At 69.6% G+C, this 25,494-nt stretch carries 20 protein-coding genes; 5 read left to right on the top strand and 15 right to left on the bottom strand.

Annotated features, from left to right (window positions below; all coding sequences use genetic code 11):
- Positions 1-73 precede the first annotated feature (73 nt).
- The 6 genes from CVV72_RS21160 to CVV72_RS21185 all read right to left on the bottom strand — a co-directional run bounded on the left by CVV72_RS21160 (position 74) and on the right by CVV72_RS21185 (position 5,679).
- Entirely contained in the window at positions 74-1,390 is a 1,317-nt protein-coding gene (locus CVV72_RS21160; RefSeq protein ID WP_219145456.1) for a DNA polymerase IV, read from the bottom strand.
- Complete coding sequence (locus tag CVV72_RS21165) at positions 1,377-1,700, bottom strand: transcriptional regulator (RefSeq protein ID WP_034320046.1); 324 nt, start codon at positions 1,698-1,700, stop codon at positions 1,377-1,379. Before CVV72_RS21165 ends, CVV72_RS21160 begins: the two co-directional genes overlap by 14 nt.
- Positions 1,697-2,326 carry a hypothetical protein gene (locus CVV72_RS21170; RefSeq protein WP_219145457.1) on the bottom strand — a complete coding sequence of 210 codons (630 nt, stop codon included), beginning with the start codon at positions 2,324-2,326 and terminating at the stop codon, positions 1,697-1,699. The genes CVV72_RS21165 and CVV72_RS21170 overlap by 4 nt, the downstream gene beginning before the upstream one ends.
- 20 nt (positions 2,327-2,346) lie before the next feature.
- Complete coding sequence (locus CVV72_RS21175; protein WP_219145458.1) at positions 2,347-3,078, bottom strand: ABC transporter permease; 732 nt, start codon at positions 3,076-3,078, stop codon at positions 2,347-2,349.
- Entirely contained in the window at positions 3,075-3,977 is a 903-nt protein-coding gene (locus CVV72_RS21180; protein ID WP_219145459.1) for an ABC transporter ATP-binding protein, read from the bottom strand. The genes CVV72_RS21175 and CVV72_RS21180 overlap by 4 nt, the downstream gene beginning before the upstream one ends.
- Before the next feature lie 142 nt (positions 3,978-4,119).
- Positions 4,120-5,679, bottom strand: coding sequence for an alpha/beta hydrolase (locus CVV72_RS21185; protein WP_219145460.1), 1,560 nt, complete (start codon positions 5,677-5,679; stop codon positions 4,120-4,122).
- A gap of 291 nt (positions 5,680-5,970) precedes the next feature.
- Here CVV72_RS21185 and CVV72_RS21190 point away from each other — a divergent pair, with 291 nt between their 5' ends.
- Positions 5,971-7,143, top strand: coding sequence for a macrolide family glycosyltransferase (locus tag CVV72_RS21190; RefSeq protein ID WP_219145461.1), 1,173 nt, complete (start codon positions 5,971-5,973; stop codon positions 7,141-7,143).
- A gap of 84 nt (positions 7,144-7,227) precedes the next feature.
- Here the strand turns inward: CVV72_RS21190 and CVV72_RS21195 are convergent, their stop codons facing one another.
- The 5 genes from CVV72_RS21195 to CVV72_RS21215 form a co-directional block, all read right to left on the bottom strand.
- A complete protein-coding gene (locus CVV72_RS21195) occupies positions 7,228-8,964 on the bottom strand; it encodes an aminotransferase class V-fold PLP-dependent enzyme (protein WP_219145462.1) in 1,737 nt (578 codons plus the stop codon).
- Positions 8,961-9,728, bottom strand: coding sequence for an amino acid ABC transporter ATP-binding protein (locus CVV72_RS21200; protein WP_304511252.1), 768 nt, complete (start codon positions 9,726-9,728; stop codon positions 8,961-8,963). Before CVV72_RS21200 ends, CVV72_RS21195 begins: the two co-directional genes overlap by 4 nt.
- Positions 9,721-10,620, bottom strand: a complete 900-nt coding sequence (locus CVV72_RS21205) for an amino acid ABC transporter permease (RefSeq protein ID WP_219145463.1) — start codon at positions 10,618-10,620, stop codon at positions 9,721-9,723. Before CVV72_RS21205 ends, CVV72_RS21200 begins: the two co-directional genes overlap by 8 nt.
- Entirely contained in the window at positions 10,607-11,575 is a 969-nt protein-coding gene (locus CVV72_RS21210) for an ABC transporter substrate-binding protein (protein ID WP_219145464.1), read from the bottom strand. The genes CVV72_RS21205 and CVV72_RS21210 overlap by 14 nt, the downstream gene beginning before the upstream one ends.
- Positions 11,576-11,797: 222 nt before the next feature.
- The gene (locus CVV72_RS21215; RefSeq protein ID WP_219145465.1) at positions 11,798-13,015 is read right to left on the bottom strand and encodes a glycosyl hydrolase family 8; all 1,218 of its coding nucleotides are present in this window, start codon (positions 13,013-13,015) and stop codon (positions 11,798-11,800) included.
- Positions 13,016-13,157: 142 nt separating this feature from the next.
- Between CVV72_RS21215 and CVV72_RS21220 the strand changes: the two genes are divergently transcribed.
- Positions 13,158-13,559, top strand: coding sequence for a PPOX class F420-dependent oxidoreductase (locus CVV72_RS21220; protein WP_034320079.1), 402 nt, complete (start codon positions 13,158-13,160; stop codon positions 13,557-13,559).
- A gap of 56 nt (positions 13,560-13,615) precedes the next feature.
- On the opposite strand, the gene CVV72_RS21225 is transcribed toward CVV72_RS21220, so the two are convergent.
- From CVV72_RS21225 to CVV72_RS21235, 3 genes are all read right to left on the bottom strand, one after another.
- Positions 13,616-14,821, bottom strand: coding sequence for a GTPase (locus CVV72_RS21225; protein WP_219145466.1), 1,206 nt, complete (start codon positions 14,819-14,821; stop codon positions 13,616-13,618).
- On the bottom strand, positions 14,818-16,584 hold the full coding sequence (locus CVV72_RS21230; RefSeq protein WP_219145467.1) for a dynamin family protein: 1,767 nt from the start codon (positions 16,582-16,584) through the stop codon (positions 14,818-14,820). The genes CVV72_RS21225 and CVV72_RS21230 overlap by 4 nt, the downstream gene beginning before the upstream one ends.
- A gap of 121 nt (positions 16,585-16,705) precedes the next feature.
- Positions 16,706-17,791 carry an IniB N-terminal domain-containing protein gene (locus CVV72_RS21235; RefSeq protein ID WP_219145468.1) on the bottom strand — a complete coding sequence of 362 codons (1,086 nt, stop codon included), beginning with the start codon at positions 17,789-17,791 and terminating at the stop codon, positions 16,706-16,708.
- Between the two features lie 294 nt (positions 17,792-18,085).
- On the opposite strand from CVV72_RS21235, the gene CVV72_RS21240 reads away from it, so the two are divergent.
- The 3 genes from CVV72_RS21240 (at position 18,086) to CVV72_RS21250 (ending at position 24,486) form a co-directional block, all read left to right on the top strand.
- Positions 18,086-19,219 carry a molecular chaperone DnaK gene (locus CVV72_RS21240; RefSeq protein WP_219145469.1) on the top strand — a complete coding sequence of 378 codons (1,134 nt, stop codon included), beginning with the start codon at positions 18,086-18,088 and terminating at the stop codon, positions 19,217-19,219.
- A complete protein-coding gene (locus CVV72_RS21245; RefSeq protein ID WP_219145470.1) occupies positions 19,216-21,567 on the top strand; it encodes a helix-turn-helix transcriptional regulator in 2,352 nt (783 codons plus the stop codon). The genes CVV72_RS21240 and CVV72_RS21245 overlap by 4 nt, the downstream gene beginning before the upstream one ends.
- Before the next feature lie 768 nt (positions 21,568-22,335).
- The gene (locus tag CVV72_RS21250) at positions 22,336-24,486 is read left to right on the top strand and encodes a bifunctional diguanylate cyclase/phosphodiesterase (RefSeq protein WP_219145471.1); all 2,151 of its coding nucleotides are present in this window, start codon (positions 22,336-22,338) and stop codon (positions 24,484-24,486) included.
- Between the two features lie 51 nt (positions 24,487-24,537).
- On the opposite strand, the gene CVV72_RS21255 is transcribed toward CVV72_RS21250, so the two are convergent.
- A complete protein-coding gene (locus CVV72_RS21255; RefSeq protein ID WP_219145472.1) occupies positions 24,538-25,359 on the bottom strand; it encodes an SAM-dependent methyltransferase in 822 nt (273 codons plus the stop codon).
- Between the last annotated feature and the right edge of the window lie 135 nt (positions 25,360-25,494).

Raw genomic sequence — 25,494 nt, forward strand, 5'->3', positions numbered from 1 at the left:
ACCGCGTGTCGGCCTTCCGATCACGCGTCTCGTCCGTTCGATCACACGAGTCGGCTGTCTGATCACGGGGGCCTCAGGCCAGGCAGTCGCCGGGCTCTCCCCGTCGCAGCGCCGGATCCTCCTGCGGGAACGTCCGCGCCACCCCCGGCCCGCTGGTGCGCGTCTCGAACCGGACGGTCACCCGCCCGTGCCCGGCGCCCTGCACCCACCCGGTTCCGTACGCCTCGTGCACGACGTCGTCCCCTGGCCGCCAGCTCGACGTCACCACGGCCACCGGCGCGGGCGCTCGTTCGACCACGGGCGTCTCGGGGGCCGGAACGGAAAGAGTGAACAGCGGATCCTGATGCGGCACCGAAAGCCCGGAGAACGCCACCCCGGCCAGCCGCACCCCGCCGAACTCGGCCGGATCGATCAGCAGCCGTTCCGCCATCGCGGCGAGCTGGTCGAATTCGTCGGTGGGCGAGGCCATCGTCTCCGAACGCGTCACGGTGCTGAAGTCGGTGTGCCGGAGCTTCACCACCACCGTCCGCGCGACCCGTTCGGCGTTGACGAGGCGCCGGTGCGCGTGCACGGCCAGGTCGCGGACCTCGCGGCGCAGGCTCACCAAGTCGATCAGGTCACGGTCGAAGGTCGTCTCCGCGCTGACCTGCTTGAGCTCCGCGCGGTCGGACACCGGCCGGTCGTCGACGCCGGTGGCCAGCCGCCGCAGGTCCCGCCCGACCACACTGCCCAAAGTGGACACCGCGTCGGCGTCGGAGAGCGCGGTCAGCTGGCCGAGTGTCCGGACGCCGATCGCCCGCAGTTTCCCTTCCGCCACCGGGCCGATCCCCCACAGCACCCTGGTCGGCAGCGGCGCGAGGAAGTCGCGTTCGGTGCCCTGGTCGACGACGAGCAGCCCGTCCGGTTTCGCCAGATCCGACGCGACCTTCGCGACCTGCTTTCCCGACGCCGCCCCGATCGACGCCACCAGGCCGATTTCGGACCGGATGTGCTCCCGCAGGCGCGCGCCGAACTTCCGCACCTCACCGGAAGAGGCACCGGCAAGCGAAGGCGGTTCCGCGAAGGCTTCGTCGAGGGAGATCCGTTCAAGCACGGGTGCGTATTTCGCGACGAGGTCGAACACCTGGGTGCTCAGCAGCTCGTACAGCTTGAACCGCGGCGGCAGGATCACCCCGTTGGGCGGCAGGAGCCGCCGGGCCTGCGACATCGGCATCGCCGATTTGATCCCGTGTTCGCGCGCCTGGTAGCTCGCCCCGGCGACGACGCCGCGCGGTCCCGCGCCGCCGACCAGTACCGGACGCCGGCTCAGGGTCGGCCGGGTCAGCTGTTCACAGGAGGCGTAGAACGCGTCCATGTCGAGGTGGATGACCCACCGGTCATGCCCGCCCATCGCCCGGCACCTCGAGAAGCCGATGCAGGGCCTTCGTGTACTCCTCGAACGCGGCCCGGCCACGGGTGGTCAGCTCGACCAGAGTCACCGGCGTGCGGTGCTCGAAGGCCTTCGTGATCTCGACGTAGCCCGCGTCCTCGAGTTTGCGCAGATGGGTCGACAGGTTGCCCGGTGTCATGTCCAGCAGTTGCTGCAGCCGCGGGAAGGTGATGCTGTCACCCGGCCCCAGGCTCGACAGCGCCACCGTGACCCGCAGCCTCGCCTGTGCGTGGATCACCGGATCGAGCTGAGGCAGCCCGTCTTCGCTCATCGCGCCCGCACCAGGAAGGCCAGCGACGCCACCAGGAAGCCACCGCCACCCGCGAGGCTCAGCACGAGGAAGTTGTGCGGTCCTCCGGCCAGCACGCTCGCCGCGCCGCACGCGATGATCCACACCCCGAGGCCGTACTGCAGTTTGCTCTGCCACAGCATCCCGCCGGCGAGGTACATCAGGCCGGTCAGCATGAGCGAGGTCCCGGACCACAGCAACGGGATCAGCTCGGTGTCGAGGCCGAGCCGGATCAGCGCGGTGTTCACCACCGTCAGCCCGCCGAACGCGATCATCCAGCTCCACCCGTACATCGCCCCGACGAGCCGGGACGGCCCGCGCACCCCGCGACCCGAACGGATGCCGTAGATCGCCGAATACGCCATGGCCCCGGCGAAACCGGCGACGGCGATCGCCCCGGCGGCCCACATCGGCAGCAGCGCGGTCGGCGGGGCGGAAAGGTAGACGAGCCCGAAGCCGAGCAGCCACACCAGACCCCATACGGCGAGCAGCACCGCCGGATTCGGCCCGATCTCGCGCCGGGTCCGCTCCGACTGCGTGGCGATGAGCGCGAGCGACTCCTCGGGCGTCATCGGCCGCTCGTCGCCGTCCCGTTCATCCTCCGCCACTTCGGAAAACTAACACGGGTTCACAGTCTCGCCGTGTCGAGCCGGAACCTCGCCATCACCACGAGCGCGGGGACCACGAGCCACGCCGCGAGCACCGCGACGGCGGTCAGCGTGCCCGAACCGCCGAGCACCGGTGCGCGGCCGATCTCACCGAGCCAGTACGTCGGCATGAGCTGCCCCGCGGTGTTCATCCAGCCGGGCAGGACCTGCAGCGGGATCCACAATCCGCCGAACATCCCCAGCGGCAGCATCAGCGCGCCGGTCACGGCCTGGACGGTGTCGCCCTTGCCGAACAGGCCGATCATCAGGCCCAGCACCGCGAAGGGCAGCGCCCCGAGCCAGAGTGCGCCGAAGATCGTCAGCCACTGGCCGGTTTCGAGTCGGATGCCGCGGATCATCCCGGCCGCGAAGATCACCAGCAGGACGGGCAACGCGACGAACAAACCCGCCGTCACCTTGACCATCAGGTAGCCGGGCGCCCGCATCGGTGTCAGCCGCAAGGTGCGCTGCCAGCCGTCGGTGCGCTCGGTGGCGACGCGGGTGCCGGTGAACAGCGCGGCCGTCATGGCGCCGTACGCGGCCATGTTCACCATGGTCACCGTCGCGGTCGAGATGCCAGGAGCGATGTCGCGGGCGCCGAAGATCCCGCCGAACAACAGGAACATCGCCAAGGGCATGCCGATGGTGAACAACGCGAACTGCGGGCTGCGGACGATGCGTTTGATCTCCAGCGCCAGGTAGTTCAGGTTCATCGCGAGGCCCCCTCGGTTACATCGGCGGTCAGCGCGATGAAGGCTTCTTCCAGTCCCACAGCGGTGATTTCGATGTTCGAGGCGAGCGGGAACTCGCGCAGCAGGCCGCGGATGGCGGCGTCGGAATCGGCGCAGCTCAGCTCCGCGTGCCCGGCGCGCAGCACCGCGCGCGACACCCCGGGCAGCGCGGCGAGCGTGGCTTGGGTGGCTTGCGGGACGACGGCACGCAGCACGCGTCCGGCGACCGCGGCGCGGACCTCGCCGACCGGACCGTCCGCGACGACCCGGCCGTGCCGCATGAGCACGACGCGGTCCGCGTAGTCCTCGGCCTCGGCGAGGTAGTGCGTCGCGAAGAGGACCGTGCGGCCCGTGCCGGTGTACTCGCGCATCGACGCCCAGAACCGGCGCCGCCCGTCGACGTCCACGGCGGCGGTCGGCTCGTCGAGCACCAGCAGGTCCGGATCGCCGACCAGCGCGAGCGCGAACCGCACCCGCTGCTGCTCGCCGCCGGAGAGCTTCCCGCAGCGGCGATTCGCGTATTCGGTGACGCCGGCGCGTTTGAGCACCTCACCGACCGGCAGCGCGTTCCGGTGCAGTGAGGCGAACAGGCCGACGAGCTCGGCGACCGTCGCGTCCCGCAGCAGCGTCCCGTTCTGCGCCATCGCACCGACCATCCCGCGGTCCATCGCCTCGGCGGCGGTGAGGCCGGCGACGCGGACCTGACCGGCGTCCGGCCTGTTCAGGCCCAGCAGCATGTCGATGGTGGTCGATTTGCCCGCACCGTTCGGCCCGAGCAGCGCCACCACCTCCCCCGGCGCGGCCCGCACGCTGACGTCGTCGACGGCCAGGACGTCGCCGAAGCGCTTGACCAGCCCCTGGAGGCTGAACGCGTCCGCCATGACTTTCCCCCTTCGAGCACTCTGAACCACAAAGCTCACTCCCACTTTGTAACACAAAGTCCCCTGCCCTCAAAACCCCGTAGCGCGTGAAGGCCCCCTTCCCTCGGCTGAGCCGAGGGAAGGGGGCCTTCACGCGCATTGCTTAGGCGGGTACCCGGGAGGGGGCCGAAGCCGTGGCCGACGCGGCGGGCGCCGGAGGCGGTACCGGGAGTGGCAGCGGCGCGCATTCGACGTCGGCCGTCCGCCCGGGCTTGCGCTCGGGCAGCGCCCCGGTCGCCAGGTAGTCCGCGATCCGGTTGTCGACGCACGCGTTGCCGCGCGGGGTGATGGCGTGGCTCGTGCCGCCCGGCTCACCGATCAGGCGAGCACCGGGGAACCGGCTACGCACTTCGAGGCTGCCTTCGTACGGCGTCGCCGCGTCGAGCGTCTCACCGATCATCAGCACACTCGGCACCTTCGAGCCGTCGACCTTGACCGGCTTGCCGGGCTTCGCGGGCCAGTAGAGGCAGGGCGCGTTGAACCAAGCGTTCTGCCACGTGAAGTACGGCGCCTTCTCATACGTGCGCCAGTTGTCGCGCTTCCACTGCTGCCAGCTCGGCGGCCACTTCACGTCCGTGCACTGGACGGCGAGGTAGACGGCGTACCCGTTGTCGTCACCTCGGCCGCCGAAGGCCTCGAAGAGACCCTTCATCGTCTGCCAGTCGCCCTTGTTGACGAACTTCGCGAGCGCGTCACCGAGCAGCGTCCAGCGCAGCTGGTAGTACGACGCCTGCTGGAACACGTCGAGGAACTCGTCGGGCCCGATGTAGCCGCCCGCCGGAACCGCCGCCAGCTTCTTCAGCTGCTCGTCGAAGACCTGCTTCACCGCGGCCTGGGTCTTGCCGAGGTGATAGACGGCGTCGTGCGACGCCACCCAGCCGAACCAGATGTTGAGGTTGACGTCGAACGCGACGTCCTGGTTCAGGTTGGCCTGGTACCAGACATTGCGGGGGTCCACAGTGGAATCGAGAACCATCCGGCGGACGTGCTGCGGGAACAACGTCCCGTACACCTGGCCGAGATAGGTGCCGTAGGAGTACCCGTAGAAGTTCAGCTGCTCCGCACCGAGCGCCTTGCGGATGCTTTCCATGTCCTTGACCGTGTCGGTCGTCTTGATGTTCTCCAGCAGCGCGCGGCTGTTCTTCTCCGCGCACGCGTCGGCGTAGGACTTCGAACGCTGCAGCCAGGTCTTCTCCAGCTGCCGCGTCGTCGGCACGTAGTTCGGCCGGTTGTAGTCCATGTGGTTCGGGATGCACGAAAGCGCGGGTTTGCTGGAGCCGACACCGCGCGGGTCGAAACCGACCCAGTCGTAGGCGTCGCCGGCGTGGTTCGGCACGCGCGTCCCGCGGGTCGCGAGCAGCAGCCCGGAACCGCCGGGGCCGCCGGGGTTGGTGAGCATGACGCCCTGGTACTGCGCGTCGGGTGTCTTGTGCTTGACGCGGCTGAGCGCGAGCTGGATCTTCTCGCCGCGCGGCCGCGAATAGTCCAGCGGAACGGGCAGGTAACCGCATTCGGCACCGGCCTTGATCAAGGTCTCGTCGGTACAAGCGCCCCAGGTGATCGTCTCGGCGGGTTGCGTCTCTTCCGCGGCGACGGCGGGCGCGGTCACCGCGACCGACGCGAGCGTGGCGACGGCCAGCGCGGTGATGAGCACACGTCTCAAGGTTTCTCCCTTTCCCTCCAAAGGTGAAAGCCCCGAAACCCTATCCACGTCCATGACCTGCGGAAGGCTTCCGGCGAAGGTCCCTACCAACGGCGGGTCCCGATCGCGGCAAACCGGGCAACCGGTTAATCGGTTGGGAGGCCAGGCGGGACTCGCTAGGCTGTCGATCATGATCTGCCGCATCCGCATGCGCACCGCCTGAGACGGCGTGACCGCAGGGCCGCCCGCGATCGGGTGGGCCCCCTTTCTGCGCGCCGTCTGACGTTCCTTCACGAATTCAGACAGGACATCATGCAGAACAAGCACATCGCCATGATCGGCAGCACCGCGCCGAGTCATGTCTATCCGTCGCTGGCGATCATCCGTGAGCTGGTCGCTCGGGGGCACCGGGTCACCTACGCCGTGGGCGAGCCGCTCACCGGGTTGATCGAGCCGACCGGGGCCGAGGTCGTCCCGCATCCGTCGATCCTTCCGCTCGGCGACCAGGCGGCGTGGCCGGAGGATCCGGCGTCGCAGATGCGGGTCTTCCTCGACGAGGGCATCCAGTCGATGCCGGTGCTCACCGATTTCTACGACGAGAACCGCCCGGACCTGCTGCTGTACGACATCGGCGGCCTCCCGGCTCCGCTGCTGGCCAGGCGTTACGACGTTCCGGCGGTGCAGCTTTCCCCGACGTATGTCGCCTGGGAAGGCTACGAAGAGGACATGGGCGAGATGCTGACCGCGATCCGGACCTCACCGTCCGGAAAGGACTATTTCGCCACGTTCACCCGGTGGCTGCACGAGCACGGCATCGAGGCCGACGCCTGGGATTGGATCTCCCACCCGCCCCAGGTGCTCGCGCTGCTGCCGAAGGCGATGCAGCCGAACGTCGAGCGCGTGCCGTCGTCGGTCCGGTTCGTCGGCCCGGCGCTGGACCCGGAACGCCTCGCCGACCGAAGCTGGACCCCGCCGTCGAACGGCAGGAAGGTCCTGCTGATGTCGCTCGGCACGGCCTTCACCGACCAGCTCGACCTGTTCCGCGCTTGTGTCGACGGCTTCCGCGACTCGGACTGGCACGTCGTCATCTCCATCGGCCAGACCGATCCGGCCGCGCTCGGGCCGCTGCCCGAGCACATCGAGGTGCGTCAGTTCGTGCCGCAACTCGCCGTGCTGGAGGCCGCGTCGGCGTTCATCACGCACGCCGGCATGGGCGGCAGCACGGAATCGCTGTGGTACGGCGTGCCGACCGTCGCGATCCCGCTGGCCACCGACGGCTTCGGCAACGCGGCGAAACTGGCGGAACTCGGGGTCGGCGAGCAGCTCCCGGCCGACGAGGTGACGGCCTCGACGTTGCGGGCCGCCGTCGAGCGGGTCGCCGGGTCGCCCGAGGTGGCCGCGCGGCTCGCCGAGGTCCAGGCCGAGACGCGCGGGAACGGCGGCATCGACAAGGCCGCCGACGCCGTGGAGTCCTTCCTGGGCTAGGCCCGTTCACGTAACTCGCGTGATTGGAGCCGTAACTCACGTGATTGGAGGCGGAACACCGTGTTACGCCTCCAATCACGCGAGTCACGCGGTTCCGCCCGCCCGGATCTCGTTCAGGTAGTTGTAGATCGTGTACCGCGTGACGTCGAGTTCCCCGGCGAGGTGGTCCACCGAGTCCTTGATGAGGAAGAACCCAGCCTCGTCCAGTTCCCGGACCACGGCCGCCTTGTGCCGTTTCTTCATCAGGTCCACCGGGATCCCGGCCTTCGCCACGGCGCGCCCGACCAGGAACCGTTGCAGGCTGTCGACGTCCGGCGGGAACGTCTCGGGTTCGTGCCCGTTGGCCTTCGGCGCGCCGTCGGACAGCCGGTTGACGCACAGGCAGCCGATCGCGACCCCGTCGGCGTCCCGCAGGAACAGCGTCGAGGACCGGATCGCCCGGCCGTCGGGCCCGTGGGTCTCGTAGTTCGTCAGGTCCTGCGTGGTGCCGCGGCGGACCAGGCCCAGCAGCAGATCCGTCATCGGCCCGCCGACCGTCCGGCCGGTGAGGTCGCCCGCGATGGCGACGATCGAATCCGGCAGCCTGCTCAGGTCGTGCAACAGGACCTCGTTGCCCGGCCCCAGCATCGCCGCGAGCGCGTGCACTGCCGGCACGAGCGCGGTGAGCAGATCCCCCGAAGCCGCCGAAGCGACGACCGGCGCTTCGAACACCGTGACCGGCTTCTTCAGCCGATCCAACGCCGTCCGCACCTGCTCGGCCGCGCTCGCCGGAGTCGACGCGTGCGGCGACAGCCGGACGTGTTCCGGCCGCACGGTCGCGGCGATCCCGGCGTTCGCCAGCGCGGTACCCACGTGTTCGGCCGCGTGCCCCGGCAGCGTGAAGGCGAGGATCCCCGCCCGCCGGTCGACGGCCGAAACCACTTCCCCGCCAACGGATTTCACGGCCGCTTCGAGTTCTCCGACCCGTTCGGCGATGCGTCCGGCAATGGCTCCGACGCCCGCTTCCTCGACCAGTTCCAGCGCGGCCGCGAACGCGCCCGAGGTGATCGGGCTCAAGTTCGAGAGGGACCACGAGGCCGCGGTCTCGTCGGCCGGATGGATCTCGTCGTCGAACAGCCCCGGATCGCGGGCGCCGGTCCAGCCGGAGAGGATCGGTTCCATCCGCTCCAGCGCGCGGTCGGACAGCACGGCGAAGCCGGTGCCCCAGCCCGCCCGCAGCCACTTCTGCCCGCCGACGACGAGCACGTCCGCGACCTCCCACGGCGCCTCGGTCACCCCGAAGCCCTGGATCCCGTCGACGACGAGCAGCCTGTCGCCGACCACCTCCCGGAGCGCCGCGAGATCGGCGCGGTACCCGGACCGGAAGTCGACCGCGCTCACGCTGACCAGGGACGTCTCCGGCGTCAGCGCCGCCTTGACCGCGTCCGCGGTGACGTTCCCCAGCGGCAGCCGCCGCACGGTCAACCGTCCCGCCTGTTCGGCCCGCGCCCACGGATAGGTGTTGGCCGGGAACTCCGCCGCCGACACCAGCGCCTCGCCGCCGGGCGCGTTGAACGCCGCCTGGAACAACCCGAGACTGGTGTGCGGCAGCAGCACCGTGTGGTCGGTGTCGCTGCCGGAAAGCCGCGCGGCGGCGGCCTTGGCCCTGGTCTCCTGCCGCATCAGGTCGTCCACGGTCGAGGGACCGGCCTTGGTGGAGGCGTCGAGCAGGCTCGCCGTCGTGTCGAGCACGGCGTGCGACGGCGGGCCGAAGCGCGCGAAGTCGAGGTACCCGGCCGGCTCGTCGAACTGCAGCAGGTACCGCGGGGAGATCCGCGTCATGCGAGGACCCGTGCCAGGAACTGCTTGGTCCGCTCGTGCTTCGGAGCGCTCAGGATCTCCCCCGGCGGCCCGGTCTCGACGACCACGCCGTCGGCCATGAACACCACCTCGTCCGCGGCTTCGGCCGCGAACCCCATCTCGTGCGTCACCACGACCATCGTCATCCCCTCCGCGGCCAACGTACCCATCACCGCCAGCACCTCGCCCACGAGTTCCGGGTCGAGCGCCGACGTCGGCTCGTCGAACAGCATCAGCTTCGGTTTCATCGCCAGCGACCGGGCGATCGCGACCCGTTGCTGCTGCCCGCCCGACAGCTGCGCCGGGTAGGCGTCGGCGCGGTGCGCGAGGCCGACCCTGTCGAGCAGTTCGAGCGCCTGGACGCGCGCTTCCTCAGGATTCAGCCCGAGCACCCGCACCGGCCCTTCGACGACGTTCTGCAGCGCCGTCCGGTGGCCGAACAGGTTGAATCGCTGGAACACCATGCCGATGTCGCGTCGCTGCCGGGCGACCTCGCGTTCCTTCAGCTCGTACAGTTTGCCGTTGCGCAGCCGGAAACCGATCGGCTCGCCGTCGACCCAGACCTGGCCGGCGTCGATCGTCTCCAGATGGTTGACACAGCGCAGGAAGGTACTCTTCCCCGCGCCCGACGGGCCGAGCAGGCAGACCACCTGTCCTTTGTGGACTTCGAGGTCGATCCCGCCCAGTACCTCGGTGTGTCCGTAGCTCTTGCGGACGCCGACGGCCTTCAGCAGTGGCTCAGACACGTTCCCTCCTCAGCAGCGGCGCGGTGCGCAACGCCTTGGCGGCACGGGAGAACGGACCGCGTGACCGGTCTTCGGAATCGAAGGCCCGCTCCAGATAGTGCTGCCCGACCCCGGCGACGGTCACCACGACCATGTACCAGACGGCGGCGGCCAGCAGGGTCTCCATCACCAGCAGGTTGTTGGACGAGATGTTGTTGGCGGCGTGGATCAGTTCGGTCACGCCGATCACCGACGCCATCGACGTCCCCTTGAGCATGTTGATGAAGTCGTTGCCGGTCGGCGGGATGATCACCCGCATCGCCTGCGGCAGGACCACGCGGCGCAGCGTCGCGCCCGGCGACATCCCGATCGACTTCGCCGCCTCGGTCTGTCCACTGTCGACACTGTTCAGCCCGGCGCGGACGATCTCGGCCATGTACGCGCTTTCGTTGAGCGCCAAGCCCAGCAGCGCGGCGGTGAACGCGGTGATGAGCACGTTGGTCTGCTCGTGCAGCAGGTAACCGCCGAACGGCAGCGGGATCGAGATGAACTCGAAGACCAGCGCCAGGTTGTACCAGATCAGGATCTGCAGCAGCACCGGAAGCCCCCGGAACAGCCAGATATAGCCCGCCGCGAACCAGCGCGCCACCGGATTCGCCGAGCGGCGCATCAGGGCGATCACGATCCCGATGACGATCGCCGATCCCTGCGCGATGACCGCGAGCAGCACGGTGTTGAGCAGGCCGACCGCCATCACGCGATACCACAGGAATTCCGGCACGGAGTCCCACTGGATCTGTGCGTTCGCGAGCGCGATCCCGAGCAGGACCAGCAGCGCGAGGATGACGACGGCGCTGACCCAGCGGCCCCAGTGCCTCAGCCGGACGATCGGCAGCGGCTCAGCTCCCGCCATTGAGCTTCGCCTCCTTGACCGCGCCCTGCTCGACGCCCCAGGCCTGCAGGATCTTGCCGTAGCCGCCGTCGGCGATCAGGGACTGCAACGCCTTCTGGATCGACTCCGCGAGCGGCTTGTTCTCCTTGTTGACGCCGATCCCGTACGGCCCGCCGTTGATCGGCTCACCGGGGACGACCTCGAAGAACTTGCCCTCGCCCGCGGTCCGCGAGATGTAGACCGCGCTGGGCAGGTCGTTGAGGATGGCGGCGACCCGGCCGGTGCGGAGCTGGTTCTGGTTCTGGGTGTCGGAATCGGTCGCGGTCACGGTCAGCGCCGGCTTGCCCGCCTGCGTGCACTTGCCGTTCTGCTCTTCGGCGAACTTCTGGTGACTCGTCCCCTGCACGACCGCGACGTTCTTGCCGCACAGGGTGTCCGCGCCGGTGATCCGGTCGGGATTGCCCTTGCGGACCATGATCGTGATGCCCGAGGAGAAGTAGTCGACGAAATCGATCTGCGCCTGGCGGGTCTTGGTGTCGTTCATCGCGGCCATCGTGAGATCGACGCGGCCGGACTGGAGACTGGTGATCAGCGAACCGAACGCCATGTCCTGGTGATGCACGGTGACGCCCAGCTTCTTGCCGATGGCCTTGGCGAGGTCGACCTCGTAGCCGATCGGGGTCTTGCCGTCGGCCGCGTAGAAGTTGTTGGGCGCGGACTGCAGGTTCGACGCCAGGTGCAGCATCCCGGCCTGCGCGTACTTCGCGGGCAGAGTGCCGGCGACGGCGGCGTCCTTCTGGACGGACTCGATCAGCGCGGTCGTGTCCGGGATGGCGGCGGGCGCGCCCGGGGCGGCGGGTTCCTGGCCACCGGCCCCGTCGGGCCCGCCTCCGCAGGCCGCGGTGACGAGCGCGGCCACGCCGGTGAGCACGGCCAGGCGCCAGGTTCGGGTCAGGATGAGCGGCGTCGACGGCATGACGGACCTCCACGGGGGCTTCAGGTGGTCGCCGACGCTACAACTGGCTGTTGAAGAGGTCAACTCACAGTTGAAATCCTGTCCGATGGATGTCCGTTTCGCACGGCTTCGCGGATGTCGCGACTGCTGGCGCTTGCGATCTTCGAGTCCGTGAAGGCCTCCTTGAGGGACCCTGGGTCCCTCAAGGAGGCCTTCACGGACCTGGCCTTCACATGAGTTACGTCAGACCGCGACGTAGTTCCCCGACAGGATGATCAGGACCTGCACGGTGATGCCGGTGCCGTAGTAGTCCTTGGCGTTCGGCGACCAGGTGGTGATCGACGTCCACAGCTTGTCGAGCCAGGCCTGGCTGCCAGGGTCGTTCATCGCCGCGATGGCGAACGACGCGGTGAAGCAGGGGTGCTGCCCCGTCTCCTTCGGCAGCTTGGACCCGGACAGCGTGTAGCCGGTGGTGATCTTGGCCGGGTCGCCGCCGGTGTTCTGCTGGATCCAGGTGTTCATCTTCCGCACCTGCCCCTGCGCGGGGCTGCCCGAAACGGTGATCCCGTCGACGCCGAGCCGCCACGGGTCACGGCAGGCGTTGTAGCCGTAGTGCGGGTCGTGATCCTCGAGGAAGCCCTCCGGAGCGGGCTTCGGCGTGGAGTTGGTGTTGACGACGAAGTCCGGGATCAGGCCGGTCTTCGGCGCGTACTGCTGCTGCAGCTGCGTGACCGCCTTCTCCTGGCGGGTCCGGACCTGGCCCCAGAAGGAGTCGCCAGTGGCCTTCTCGAACGCCCGGAGGTGCCCCGGCATCCAGTCCGACGAGCGCGAGCTGTTGATGTACTTGCCGCTGTCGGCCCAGTCCGCCAGCCGCATGAACTTGGTGTCGGGGTTGACCTCGCTGCGCTTGATCGCCTTGATGATCCGCAGCGCCTCGGCCTTGTAGTTGACCGAACCGCCGCTGCCCCAGACCTTGTCGGCGAGGAGCAGGCCGTACGCGATCTCGAGGTCGCCGTCGGTCGCCGCGTCACTGCCGTTGACGCTCTGGCAGCTCTCGTTCTGCTCGGCGGCGTGCAGATCCTTGTCGATCACGGACGGGTGCGCCTTGACGAACTTCAGGATGCCGTCGAAGACCGTGCGCGCCTGCGAGTCCTTGCCCGCCATCATCGCCGCGATGGTCATGCCGTAACCCTGACCCTCGGCCACGAAGGCGTGGTCGGCGTCCGGCGCCTTGACCGCGTACGTGCCCGCCCCGCACCTGGTGGTCAGGAAGTTCTTCTTCCAGTAGTCGTAGTACTTGGCGAGCGCCGCGTCCTGCGCCGACTGGGCCACGGACGGACGCAGAACGCCCGGCAGGTAAGGGGTCCCCTGACTGGTCACCGCGGCGGCGGGGGCGGTCGTGGCGACCAGCCCGGCGGTCAGCGCGGCCGCGGCCAGCACTGTCCGAACGGTCTTTCTCATCGGCTCCTCCGGAAACGTCGTTGATGGCGGCGGCGCGTTTCGAGAGTGACAGCCGGATCGGGCAAAGACAAGAGAGTTAAGAAAGTTTCCTTACTATTACCTCAAATGACGCTTGCGTGACGGGTGCCTTAGCGTTGACCCCATGACGATCGACCTGAGCGCGCGCGGCGAATCCTTCCGGGACTTCTGGACCGAACGGCACCTCGCCACCCTGACCACGGTCCGCCCCGACGGGACCCCGCATGTCGTCGCGGTGGGGGTCACGGTGGACTTCGAGGCCGGGATCGCCAGGGTGATCACGTTCCGCTCGTCCAAGAAGGCACGCCTGATCAAGGAAGCGGGCGAACAGGGCATTCCGGTCGCCGCCTGCCAGATCGACGGGCCCCGCTGGTCCACTTTGGAGGGACGCGCGGTGCTGCGCGAAGACCCGGAGTCGGTGCGCGACGCCGAGAACCGTTACGCCGCGCGCTACCGGCAGCCCAAGCCGAACCCGGAGCGCGTGGTCGTCGAGATCACCGTGACCCGGGTGCTGGGCAACGCCTGACCCGCGAGCACGAGCCTGGTGTGCCGGTCGGCGATCAGCCCGGTGACCGGCAGGTGTCAAGCCACGAACAGGCTGAGCAGCCCTTCGACCGAGCGCACGATCACCCGGGCGGCCGCGCGTTCGGCGTGCGCGGCGTCGGGTCGTTCCGCCTCGTGCCGCCAGCGGACGAGCGCGCTTTCCGCGCCCGCGTGGATCTCGGCCGGATCCGCGTCGGGCTCGAGACCGAGCCGCTCGGTGGGCGCCAGTCCCTGGGCGCCGAGCAACCGGACGGCCTCCTCGGCGACCTCTCCGGTCAGCGCCGTGCGGCCGCCGCGGATACCGGCGATGAGCCGCAGCTCCCGGAAGTCGTGCGCCGCCGCGGCGAAACGCTCCACCCGCGCGGCGAGCCGGTCGCCGTGCGGCAGGGGTTCCGCGGCGAGAAGACCTTCCAGCCGCACTACCGCCGTGCGCGCCTTCAACGCCTCTGCCCGCGCGACGAAGCACCCTGCGAGCGTGTCCCTCAGGTCGCCGAGACCGCTGCGGTGCACGAGTTCCGCCGAAAGTTTCAGTCTGTTCTCGCAGCCGGTGCGGATCAGGGTGATCGCCAGCCGGACCCCGTAGAGCCCGAACCGCGCCACTAGATGCTTCCTCGATTCCGCCGGGACCCCCACCGGGAACGGATCGTCCACAAAGGAATCGACGGACAGGAGGTACCGCTCGAGCTCCGGCCGGGAGACCGACGCCAGCGCCCGCAGCACCTCGAATTCGTCGTCGCGCAGCGCTCGCCCCGCGTAACCGAGTTGCCCGGCGACCGCGATGACTCCCTGGAATCCCGCGCAATCCGGGTTCTCGCGCCAGGCCCGCCGCGCCAGCTGTTTCGCGGTGAGCAAGGCGTCGATCCGGCCCGCGCCGACCTCGTCCGCCCTGCCGAGCACCAGCACGGAGTTGACCGCCGTCTGCCGCGCGAACGCCGAACCGCCCACCGGCCGGGTGCCCGCGAGTTCGTCGGGTTCGAGATGGCGCACCAGGCGTACCGTCGCGTCGACGTGTTCGGCGGGGGCCGGGGTGTCGAACAGTTCGATTTCGCGCAACGCCCGCGTCGGCCATTCCGCGAGCGCGGAGACCAAAGTGGACTTTCCGGTTCCCGGTGTGCCGGTGAAACCGACCCGCAGCGGTTCTTCCAAGCGCTCCAGGCATTCCCGCAGCATCGACACCGCGTGCGGGCGATCCCGGTACTGCGCCGCGGCCTCGTTCAGCAGTTCCCGGACGTCCAGGGGGGTCACGCCGAAAGCTCCCGGCGCGGCGCGGCGCCGGTGCCGAGCGCCCCCGCCTTCCGGTGCAGGGCGGCCAGCCGGTCGATCTCCTTCTTGACCTGCTGGGTGCGCCGGTCCCGTTCGGCGGAGCCGGCGATGATCAGTTCGCGTTGGCGCGTCAGCTCTTCGGAGAGCCGGTCGGACACCGCGGCGAAATGGTCGCGCAGGCGCCGCTGCACCTGACGGACCTCGTCCTTGATCTCCTTGCTGAACCGGATGAACACGTCGTCGACGTGGCGCTGCGCGGCGGCCTTCGCCAGTGCCTGGCGTCGCTGCAACCGCGTCCCGCCTTCGTCGCGCACGCTCTTGGTCGCGAACGCGACCCCGGCGCCGAGCGACACCGGGTTGATCAGCGGCAGCCCGGCGAGACTGGTGACCAGGCCGAACATCAGCACGCCGCCGTAGGAACCGCGCAATCCGGTGAAGAGTTTCTGCCCGATCTTGAACCGCTCGATCTTGGGTGTGCCGACCTCGGGGATCGAGTCCACTCCGGATCCGGTCAGCGGTAGTTCCGGCGCATGACCGTAGTGCGGCCCGAAGGTCGAGGCGACCGCTTGCGCGATCCACTCCGACCGGTCGGACACCCAGTTGTAGTTCGTCTCGACCGCCTCGGCGAGGTTCTCTTCCAGCCAGGTCTGGAAATCCGGCCAGATCTGCACGGGATCGCCTTCGTCGAAGGTGCGGTCGATATGCCGCACGATCATCCGCGTCCGCCCGCGCAGGTCGTATTCGGCGTCGGAGATCAGGTCGGTGATCTCGTCCGACAACATGTTCTGCCAGCGGACGTTCTGCCGCCGCAGCTCCTCGGCGCGCCGCTGTGCCTGGTGCAGCAGCGTGACCTGGTCGACCCCGTTGTCCCGCGAGACGGCGTTGAGCCGCGTCTGCAGCGTCTCGACCAGCTCGACCGCCGCCGCGCGCACACTCACCGCGGCGGCGAGCGCACGGGTGCGTTCGATCGGGCGCGCGGCCTGCTCTCCCACCCAGTTCAGCAGTTCCGGGAAACCGGACCGTCCGTTGAGGACGGCGTCACCGGCCTTCGCGGCGGCCTGGCGGACCGTCGCGGACACCGGGAAGACGTCGGCGACGACCCCGGTCTCCGACAGCGCGGCGCGATTGCGGGCGGCGAGTTCCCGCCAGTCCGGGCTCACGTCGATCTTGGTCAGCGCCAGCACCAGCGCCGGGCACCAGGTGCGGATATGCCTCGCCAGCGCGAGTTCCGCGGGCTGGAGTTCCTGTGTCGCGTCGGAGACGAGGATCACCGCGTGCGCGTCGGCGAGGACGTCGAGGGTGGCGGCGGTCCGCGGCGACCGGGGATCCCCTATCGCCGGGGTGTCCACCAGCACCAGTCCCGTGCCGAGCAGTTCGCGCGGCAGGCCGACTTCGACCCGGCGCAGGGATCCGGGCGGCCGGACTTCGAGTTCCTTGGCCAGGTCACCGACCGGCACGCTTTCCCTGGCATGCCCGACCAGGGTCGCGGCGGGATCGGCGGCGTAGCCGATCTCCGTGGGAACGGCGGGCGTACTCGCGTCCCCGACCGCGCAGACCGGCGCGTTCACCAGCGCGTTGAGCAGGTAACCCTTGCCCTGCTTGGGAAAACCGACCACCGCGATCCGGGTGCCCGGCGCCCGCTGGTCGCGTCTGCGCCGGAGTCGTTCGGCCAGGTCGGCGCGACCGTGGGCGGCACAGGCGTCCAAGGTCTCGTTGAGCACGTCGAGCCAGGCGGGGGCTGTCACGGGGATGCAGTGTTCCCTTAACCAAGCGCGGAATCAATGTGGCATGGGCCAACAACGCCGTGCGGGCCCCGCGACCTGGTGCGGTCGCGGGGCCCTGACACAAAGCTGAAAGATGTTCGTATCAGCCGATGTGGATGTCGTTGTTCGACGCGATGTCGCCGGCGCCGATGGTGACGTCACCGATGTTGCCGATGGTGTTGGTGACATCGGAAACCGTGTCGTGGACCTCGGTGACACCCGCGTGGTTCGCGACGTTGGCGACCTCGTTGGCCACGTTGCCCGCGACCGCGCCGGACACGTCGCCGTGGTTGTTGGCGACGTCACCGTAGTTGTTCGCGATGTCGTGCACCTTGGTGGTGACGTCGGCGACGTCGACGTGACCGATGGTGCTGGTCAGGTCGCCCACCTCGGACAGGAAGTCCGGGGCGTCGCCCGCGCCACCGTCGGTGCGCGGCAGGTCGCTGCTCAGGTCGCCGACGGCGGGCACCGAGTCGACGGCCGGAACCTGGACGGCGTCCACGGCCGGGACCTCGGGGACCAGGCCGGTCGCGGTGTCGACGGCGCCGTTGGCGATGTCGCCGGCCTGGCCGAGGGAAGCGGCGTCGAGGCCACGCGAAAGGTCGCCGGTCAGCCCGAAGCTGCCGGCGGTGTTCTGCGCGAGGGCGGTGACGCCCGCGGCGGCGTTCGACACGTCGGTCACGTCGGAGACGGCCGGGACGGCGGGCAGACCCGGGACGTCGACCGGCAGGTCGCCCACGGCGGGCACGGCCGGGACGGCGGGCAGGCCCAGCTCCGGCAGGCCCGGCACGGCCGGGACACCCGGGAGACCGGCCTCGGGCAGACCCGGGAGGGCGTCGGCGCCGGGGACGGCGACCGGCAGGCCGGCGGTCAGCGCGGTGAGCTGGTCGATCGCGCCCTGGACACCGTCGGCGCACTCGCCGTCGGTGCCGTTGACGACGTTCGTGACGCCGCCGAAGCCCGCCAGGTTGTCGGCGGTGGCCGCGGCGGTTCCGGTGAGGCCGGTGGCGGTGTCGACCGGGACGAAGTCGAGCACCAGCGGGACGACCTCGTGCACGTCGGCGGCGTTGATGTCACCGAGGCCGGCGTCGGCCAGCACCTGCTGCGGGTCGTTGGCGAACGCCGTACGGGCCGCGGTGTCGTTCAGCAGGTTCAGCGTGAAGTCGTGCAGGGTCTGGACGGAACCCATGGAAGGACTCTCCTGAAGGTCTAGGTCGATGGGGAAGCACAGCGGCCGGAGGGCACGGCTGAGCGCAGGTCACCGAAGCTAGTGAGCCGGTGCCACTGGGCACATCGGGGATCACTCCTGGTCGTCACTCACTCAGCCAATAGGGGATCGGTATGACATCGTTAGGGCGTTAGGGGCTTAACCGAGACGCACTCGGTTGGGTTTAATGCCAACCCTCACCCGGATGGGTCAAGCCGTTCAGGTGAGTGGCCCTATTTGGTCCTTAGGGGCTGGTCAAGCGAAGGAGGATGCTCGTTGCCCTACGTCCTCGGCATCGATATCGCCTCGACCCGCACCACCGCCGCCACCTGCGTGGACTCCGGCGACGGCTGGGGTGTGCCCGAGCCGTCGTGGCTCGGCGCGCGGGGCCCGGCGGCGGCGTCCGCGGTGTTCCTCGACGACGACGGCTACCTGCTCACCGGGGACGCCGCGGTCGAGGCGGGCCGGTCCGCGCCCGCCCGCCTGCTCACCGGATTCCACGAACGGGTCGGCGACGACGTCCCCGTGATCGTCGGCGGCGAGCGGTTCCCGCCCGAATCCCTCAGCGCGGTCCTCGTCGACGCCGCCGTGGATCAGGCGGCCGAACGCTTCGGCGAGAAACCGGGCCACATCGTGCTCACGCATCCCGTCGGCTGGGGTTCGTTCCGCCGGGACCTGCTGCGCCGCGCGCTGGCCGAGGCCGGCTTCCCCCGTGCCGGGCTGGTGGCGGCGCCGGTCGCGGCCCTGCACGCGTACCTCGCGCCGCACGGCGACGTCACGGCCGGGGTGTGCGAATTCGGCCCGGACGGCGCGGTGGTCACGATCGCCGCCGCCGGGATCAAGGGCTGGCAGCCGGTCAAAACGGTGGAGGGCGTCGAGCCGGCCGAGGCCGTCGGCAAGGTTTTCGAACTCGCCCACGGCGCCGGGATCCCGCCCCAGGCGCTGGCGGGCATCGTGCTCTGCGGCGAGGCCCCGCCGGTTCCCGGCCGGCCCCCGTGCCCCCTTTTCGCTTCGAGCGACCCGGTGCTGACAATCGCGACGGGGGCGGCCAACATCGCCGCGCGACGTGACGTTCCTCAACCCGGCGGGGCCGTCGCGACCATCGAAACCACCCTGCTCCCCCGGGTCGACGTGCCCGAAGAGCTCACCGAGCGACCCGAACGGCCGCCGGTGGACATCACGCCCTTCCCCTTGCCAGAACGCACCGGCGCGGCGAAACTGCTCAGCCGGCGCAAGCCTCTCGTCGCCGGGGCCGCGGTCGTGGTCCTGGCCGCGAGCACCCTGCTGCTCACCCTGACCACTCGAGAAGCCACCGCGGACAAGGGTCCCGAAGCCCCTCCCACCACTTCGAGTTCGTGCGCGCCGCCCACCCCCGGTGCCACGCCGTCCACCCCCGAAGGTCGCTGTTGAACGCACTGCTCGACAAGCCCGGCATCATCCATCCGGGTGCCCGGCGCCTGCTCGACGAGGTGACCACCGCCCCGGAACTCCCGGTGCGGGTCACCGTCGTCGCCCCCGGCGGGCACGGCAAGACCCATCTGCTCGGCCAGCTCGGACGTCACTACGCGGACGCGGGGGTCGAAGCGCTGCTGGTCGACGACGCCGATCAGCTCGACGACGACGAGCTCGCGAAGATCAAGGCACAGGCCGAAGAAACCACGGCGCCCGTGGTGCTGGCCTTCCGGCCGGCGGCGCGGACGACGACGCTGCGTGTGCTCGCCGATTCCTTCGGGAGGTCGGTGGCCTTGGGCGCGTTCGGCGTCGACGACGTCCGCCGGCTCGTCGAGCACGCCGGTGGCGACGCGGCCACGGCGAAAGACGTGCACGCCAGGACCGGCGGTGTCCCGGGATTCGTGCTCCGCGCGGTCACCGGCAGGCTCGCGGACTTCCGCGGCGAACTGGAGCAGCTGGACGACGACGTGCACCGGTACCTGATCGCGGCGGAAGCGGGCGCCGGCCGCAATCTCGATCTGCTGGCGGCGTTGCTGAACCGCGATCGCGAAGGGCTGCCCGAGGTCTTCGACAGTGCCAGGGCGACCGGTCTGCTCGGCGAGGACGACGTCCTGCTGCCGATCGCCGCCGAAGCCATCCGGACCTGGGGTTCGCCAGGACGCCGGCTGACGGTGCTGCAGCGGCTGGTCGAACTCCAGCTGCGGGACGGGCTTCCGGTGCTGGAGCTCGCTCGTTCCCTGCTGGGGACGGGAAGTTCGGGCGCGAGCGCGGCGGCGGCCTTCGAGGCGGCCGCCCGTGAGGCGATGTCCGACGACACGAAACTCGCGGCGCGGTTCTACGAAGCCGCGTCCGAGGCCGGTGGGCGCGGCGCGGCGCTCACCGTCGGCTGGGCGCACGCCGCGGCGCTGGCCGGGGACCTCGACACCGCGCTCCGGCTCGGCGACGGCATGCTCGGCAGCACGTCGGATACCGATGCCAGGGCCGCGGGCGCCGAAGTGGCGGCGACCGTGCTGGCGCATCGCGGCGAACTCGCGCACAGCGCGGAGCTGTACCAATGGTCCGGCCGGGCGGGCTCCAAGGCGTTCGCCGCGATCGCGTTGCTGGGCACCGGAAAACTCGAAGCCGCCCGAGGCGTGCTGGAGACTCCGGAAGTCCCGACCCTGTTCGCGGGCGCCGCTTCCCGGATGGCGCGGGCGATCACCGGCTCGGTGTCCGGCTGCGGCGCGGAGACACTGTCGGCCCTGCTGGGCGCGGCCTCGATGCTCGAATCGGCGGGCGCGCCCGCTCCGCTCCCGGACAGCCCGGCGGCCCTCGCGGCGTTGGTGGGCCTGCATTCCGGCGAACTCGCGCTGGCCGAGTCGGTGCTGAGACGCGCGGTGGACGGGCGGATCGGCGGCGACCTGCTCGCGAAACGGCACCGGCTGCTGCTCGGCTGGGTCGCGATGACCGCGGGCGACCTCAAGACGGCCGCCGAGGCGTTGATGCCGCCGGACGGTCTCGAAGCACGCGACGAACTTTTCGCCGCCACCCTGCAACTGGGCCTGGCGCGGCGGGCGAGCGATCTTCCCGGTCTGCAACGTTCCTGGGACCGGGCATACCAGGCGTCGATGCGCCAGCAGCCGGACCTGTATTCGTTGCTGCCGCTGGGAGAACTCGCGATCGCGGCCGCTCGCGGCGGCGCGGGCGCCAAACTGGCAGGCCTGCTCGAACGGGCGCACACCGTACTCGACGCGCTCGGCAATCCTCCACTGTGGACAGCCACCCTGCGCTGGCACGAACTGCACGCCGCCATCACCGTCGAGGATCACGCGTCGGCGGGCGAACATCTGGCCGCACTCGACGATTTCGCGTCCTGCGGCCGCTATCCGGCCGCACTCGCCGCAGCCGCGACCGGCTGGCTCGCCGTCTTGACCGGCACCGTCGATCCCGAGGCGATCACCGCGTCCTCTTCGGAGCTGCACGAACTCGGCCTCTGCTGGGACGCTTCGCGGCTGGCCGGGCAGGCGGCGATCCGGACCTCGGACCGCAAGGCGATGGTCCAGCTGCTCGAAGCGGCCCGGCAATTCCAAGGGCGGGCACCGGAACCCACCGCGGCCACCGGGCTGAGCACGCTGAGCGAACGGGAACTGGAGGTCGCCCGGCTGGTCGTCGAGGGGCGGACCTACAAGCAGGCCGGGAGCGAACTGTTCATCTCGGGGAAGACCGTGGAGCACCACATGGCGCGGATCCGGGGGAAACTCGGCGCCGGAGACCGGCGGGAGCTGCTGGCCATGCTGCGGGAGCTGCTCCCCACAGGCGAGGGCTGAGGCGGGTTTCGGGCGGGCCCCTGTTCCCCACCGGCCGGCCACCGTTCTTCGAGGTGATCCACGGGCCACTTCGGCCACCGGCGACACCAAAAGGTTTTCACGTTTTTCGACAAGTTCCCCCGGGCAACGAGAACACGATTCACCAACTTCGGGCCCGTCGGGAAATATCTTCCAGCCGGCCAGGGCGGGCCATCCTAGGTGCGGGGTAATACACGACAACAGCACTCCATCGGTTGATTTCGCCGTCACACCGATGGACCAACCACGAACTCGGCGAGAGTGAGTACTCTTTTGCCTCACGGCGAACGGGCCACAAGATGACGGCACCACAAAGAATCACGACCGGTTCCCACGGGAATCGGCACGACAGGGCAGGACGGCGCCCGGAAATGCGACTATTCACTGACGGTGCGCGCAATTTCCGAGTCAATCGAGGCGCGCGGAGCGACCCGAGAAGATCATGCACGGAATCCGGGAGAACGCCAGGTCGACCATCCTGAGCGGCTACCATGAGGCCGAGGTATGGTGCGATGACTTCACGCTGATCGAGCTGGGACCGGTCGGCCGCGCAGCGCGGTGGAGCAGGCGGAGCGGATGATATTTCGGAAACCTCCGAAATTGATTCGCCTATCCGCGGCGGCGTCGCCGGGAAGATCCGCTGGGGCATCACCCTTTGGTGGGTCTGCCGTACCCTGATCGGTCTCGGACGAAAAGCGGAATCGGCGCGAGCGGCCGGTCGAGGACACGGAGATCAAGGGGTCGAGCGTCATGACCAGGCCATTACCTTCCGATGGGCAGGAGCGGTTCGCCGGAACGCAGCCTCTCGCGTCGCGGCGGGAACGCGTCAAGCTCGCGCGGAAATGGGCCTATCTCGTCAGCAGCACCACTTACCTGCCCTTGTCGCACGACCAGATCGAACGAGAGTTGCTCGGTCTGCTCGATCGGCTGCTCGAGGCGGTGGCCGGGGACCGGCCCGCCACCGAGATCGCCGCGGAGGTCGGCGCCGAACTCGTCCGGCTGCACTGTGTCGGCAAGACGAGCCTGCAGTGCACGGTGGACGTGCTCGCCGCCGCACTGCTGGCGCCGACGGATCCGCGCTCCGCCGATCGGTTACCGGAGCGCGTCGCCAGGTTGCTCGGCGCGCTGGCGTCCGGTTACGTGGAGGCGATCCGTTCCGCGACCGACGAGCAGCGGGGCACGAGTGACCAGGCGTTGCTCAACGCGGTCCGGGAGTCGCAGCGGGAGTGGCGGGCCAGCGAGGCACAGCTGGACGAGATCTTCCTCGGTTCGCCGAGCGGGATCGCCGTCACCGACCCCGACGGGCACCTCGTCCGCACGAATCCCGCTCTGCACCGGATACTGGACCGGACGCCGAGCGAGGTCGCGGACGGCAATCTGTTCGAATTCGTACACGAGGCGGATCGGCGGCTTCTGCTGGACGGCTACCGCGATCTCCGGGACGGCAAGCTCGACCGGCTGCGATCGCGCCCGCGCTTCGTCACCAAGGACGGCGACCCGCTTCAGGCGACGCTGACCGCTTCGCTCCTGCGCGGTTCACACGGCTACGTCACGATCGTGTCCGACGACGCGGAGCTGACGCTCCTGCAGAACCAGCTACGGCACCAGTTGTTGCACGACATGCTCACCGGTCTGCCGAACCGCCAGTTCTTCAGCACGCACCTCGAGCACGTGCTGCACCTGCCGAACGCGGCGACGCTATACCACGTCGATCTCGACGGGCTGTCGCTGGTCACCGACGGTCTCGGCAGAAAGGTGGGAGACGGCCTGCTGCGGATCGCCGCGGACCGGCTCAGGTCCGCGGTGGCGGGCGAGAACGCGATGGTCGCGCGGTTCGAGAGCGACAAGTTCGGCATCCTGATCGAGAACTCCGCGAGCACGCCGGACGTCGTCACGATGATCGAGCGCATCAACGAGACGCTGTCGGAGCCTGCCTACATCGACGGGAAGGGCCTGGCGCTGACGGCGAGTTTCGGCGTGGTCGAAGACCTTCCCCGCACCGTCGAACCGGCCGAGTTGCTGTGTTCGGCGGATCTCGCGATGCGGCGGGCCAAGAGCAAGGGTCCCGGCCGGTGGGAACGGTACGACCCGGTATGGGACGGCCGCGCCAGGGAGACACTCGGCCTGGTGGCCACCATGCCCGGCGCCTGGGAGAACGGCGAGCTGGGCATCGGCTACGAGCCACTGGTACGGCTGGCCGACGGCGAGATCGTCGGGGCCGAGGCGCGCCTGAGGTGGGAACATCCGAAGCTGGGACTGCTGCCGGGCGAACGGTACCTCGAGCTCGCCGAGCGCACCGCGCTGATCGGCGCGCTCGGCGCGTGGCTGGTCGAACGTGGCTGCACGGACATGGCCGCGGGCGGCGGCGCGGACCTGCCGCTGCTCGTACCGCTCACTCCGAACCAGCTGGCCGATCCCCGGCTGGCCGGGACGATCCGGGGAATTCTCGACAGCGCCGCGCCGGGCCCCGGCCGGTTGTGGCTCGGCCTGCCCACCGGTGCGCTGCTCGTGGCCGGGCACGAGATCGTCGACACCGCGCGAGTGCTCGCCGAACTGGGGATCGGAGTGGTATTGCACGACTTCGGCGTGACACCAGGGGAACTGACGTTGCTGGAGGACCTCCCGGTACACGCCGTACGCCTCGACTCCCGTCTCGTGTGGCATTCCGCCGACGAGGACTCGATCGTCCTCGCCGGGGCGAGGGACATGATCGCGCTGGTCCGCCAGGCCGGAATCACCGTGCTCGCCGGTGATCTCGAAACCGGCGCGCAGGCACGGCGGTGGCGCCAGGCCGGAGTCGAGCTGGGAACGGGCCCGCTGTTCACCGGCGGGGAGGGACCGGTGACCGACATCGGATCCCTCATCGGCGGCGGACGGACCGCTCCACTTCCGGACCGGTGATTCTCACTGTCCTTAGTGGACGATCAGGGCGAGGCGCCCCGACGTCCCGCTTCAGGGTTTGCGCGCCATTCCGGCGTACAGGACCTGATTGAGTGTCGGGTCCTCGGCGATGTCGCCGGGCCCGGCGGGGCGCCAGGTGCCGCACCCGACCAGGCCGGGTTCGAGCAGTTCGAGGTCGCCGAACATGGTGAGCACCTCGTCGTAGGGGCGTGGCGTGACCTGGTCGCCGCCCTTTGTCGCGATCCTGAGTGCTTCCCGGACCTGGTAGGGCAAATAGTCTTCGGTGATATGCGTGATCGCCAGGTGGCTTTCGGAAGCCATCGCGTCGATGTAGTGGCGCATGAGGCCGCACGGGTCGGATTCGTCCGGGATCCAGTGCAGCATGCACAGGAACAACATGCCGATCGGTTCGTCGAGATTCAGCTGCCGGCGCAGCTGAGAATCGCCGAGGATGCGTGAGGGGTCACGGGCGTCGGCCTTGAGCGCGGTGGCGCGGTCGTCGCCGGCGAGAATCAGCCTGCTGTGCGCGACCGCGACGGGATCGTGATCCACATACACGACCCGGCATTCCGGGTCGGCGTCCTGCGCGATTTCGTGCACGTTGCCGACGGTCGGCACGCCGGAACCGATGTCGAGGAACTGGCGGACGCCTTGGTCGACCATGAACCGGACAGCCCGCCGGAGAAACGCGCGGTTGAGCCTCGCCACGCCCCGGGCATGCGGCATGAATCGCTCGGCCTGCGTGGCGGCTTTGCGGTCGACGGCGAAATTGTGGCCGCCACCGAGCATGTAGTCGTAGATCCGGGCGGCACTGGGCACCGTGTGGTCGGTACCCGGTGGGACCCAGTCCGGCAGTCGCGTCAGTGTCAACACTCCAATGCCATCGCTTTTCCTGGGAGAGCCATCGAGCTTACTCAGCCCGGCACGGTAACCGGGGCGCGGCCGCATAGTCACCCGTTCGAGTGCTGTGGGCTGCCACCGAATGGCGCTAGCGTGTCCTCTTCCCTT

Source organism: Amycolatopsis sp. TNS106 (assembly GCF_019330265.1).
GTDB lineage: Bacteria > Actinomycetota > Actinomycetes > Mycobacteriales > Pseudonocardiaceae > Amycolatopsis > Amycolatopsis lurida.

Excerpts from the sequence above, each read along its gene's own strand:
- CVV72_RS21205 (WP_219145463.1), bottom strand. The coding sequence starts at position 10,620 with ATGGCGGGAGCTGAGCCGCTGCCGATCGTCCGGCTGAGGCACTGGGGC.
- CVV72_RS21160 (WP_219145456.1), bottom strand. The coding sequence starts at position 1,390 with ATGGGCGGGCATGACCGGTGGGTCATCCACCTCGACATGGACGCGTTC.
- CVV72_RS21215 (WP_219145465.1), bottom strand. The coding sequence starts at position 13,015 with ATGAGAAAGACCGTTCGGACAGTGCTGGCCGCGGCCGCGCTGACCGCC.
- CVV72_RS21190 (WP_219145461.1), top strand. The coding sequence starts at position 5,971 with ATGCAGAACAAGCACATCGCCATGATCGGCAGCACCGCGCCGAGTCAT.
- CVV72_RS21210 (WP_219145464.1), bottom strand. The coding sequence starts at position 11,575 with ATGCCGTCGACGCCGCTCATCCTGACCCGAACCTGGCGCCTGGCCGTG.
- CVV72_RS21195 (WP_219145462.1), bottom strand. The coding sequence starts at position 8,964 with ATGACGCGGATCTCCCCGCGGTACCTGCTGCAGTTCGACGAGCCGGCC.
- CVV72_RS21235 (WP_219145468.1), bottom strand. The coding sequence starts at position 17,791 with ATGGGTTCCGTCCAGACCCTGCACGACTTCACGCTGAACCTGCTGAAC.
- CVV72_RS21175 (WP_219145458.1), bottom strand. The coding sequence starts at position 3,078 with ATGAACCTGAACTACCTGGCGCTGGAGATCAAACGCATCGTCCGCAGC.
- CVV72_RS21250 (WP_219145471.1), top strand. The coding sequence starts at position 22,336 with ATGACCAGGCCATTACCTTCCGATGGGCAGGAGCGGTTCGCCGGAACG.
- CVV72_RS21180 (WP_219145459.1), bottom strand. The coding sequence starts at position 3,977 with ATGGCGGACGCGTTCAGCCTCCAGGGGCTGGTCAAGCGCTTCGGCGAC.
- CVV72_RS21220 (WP_034320079.1), top strand. The coding sequence starts at position 13,158 with ATGACGATCGACCTGAGCGCGCGCGGCGAATCCTTCCGGGACTTCTGG.
- CVV72_RS21165 (WP_034320046.1), bottom strand. The coding sequence starts at position 1,700 with ATGAGCGAAGACGGGCTGCCTCAGCTCGATCCGGTGATCCACGCACAG.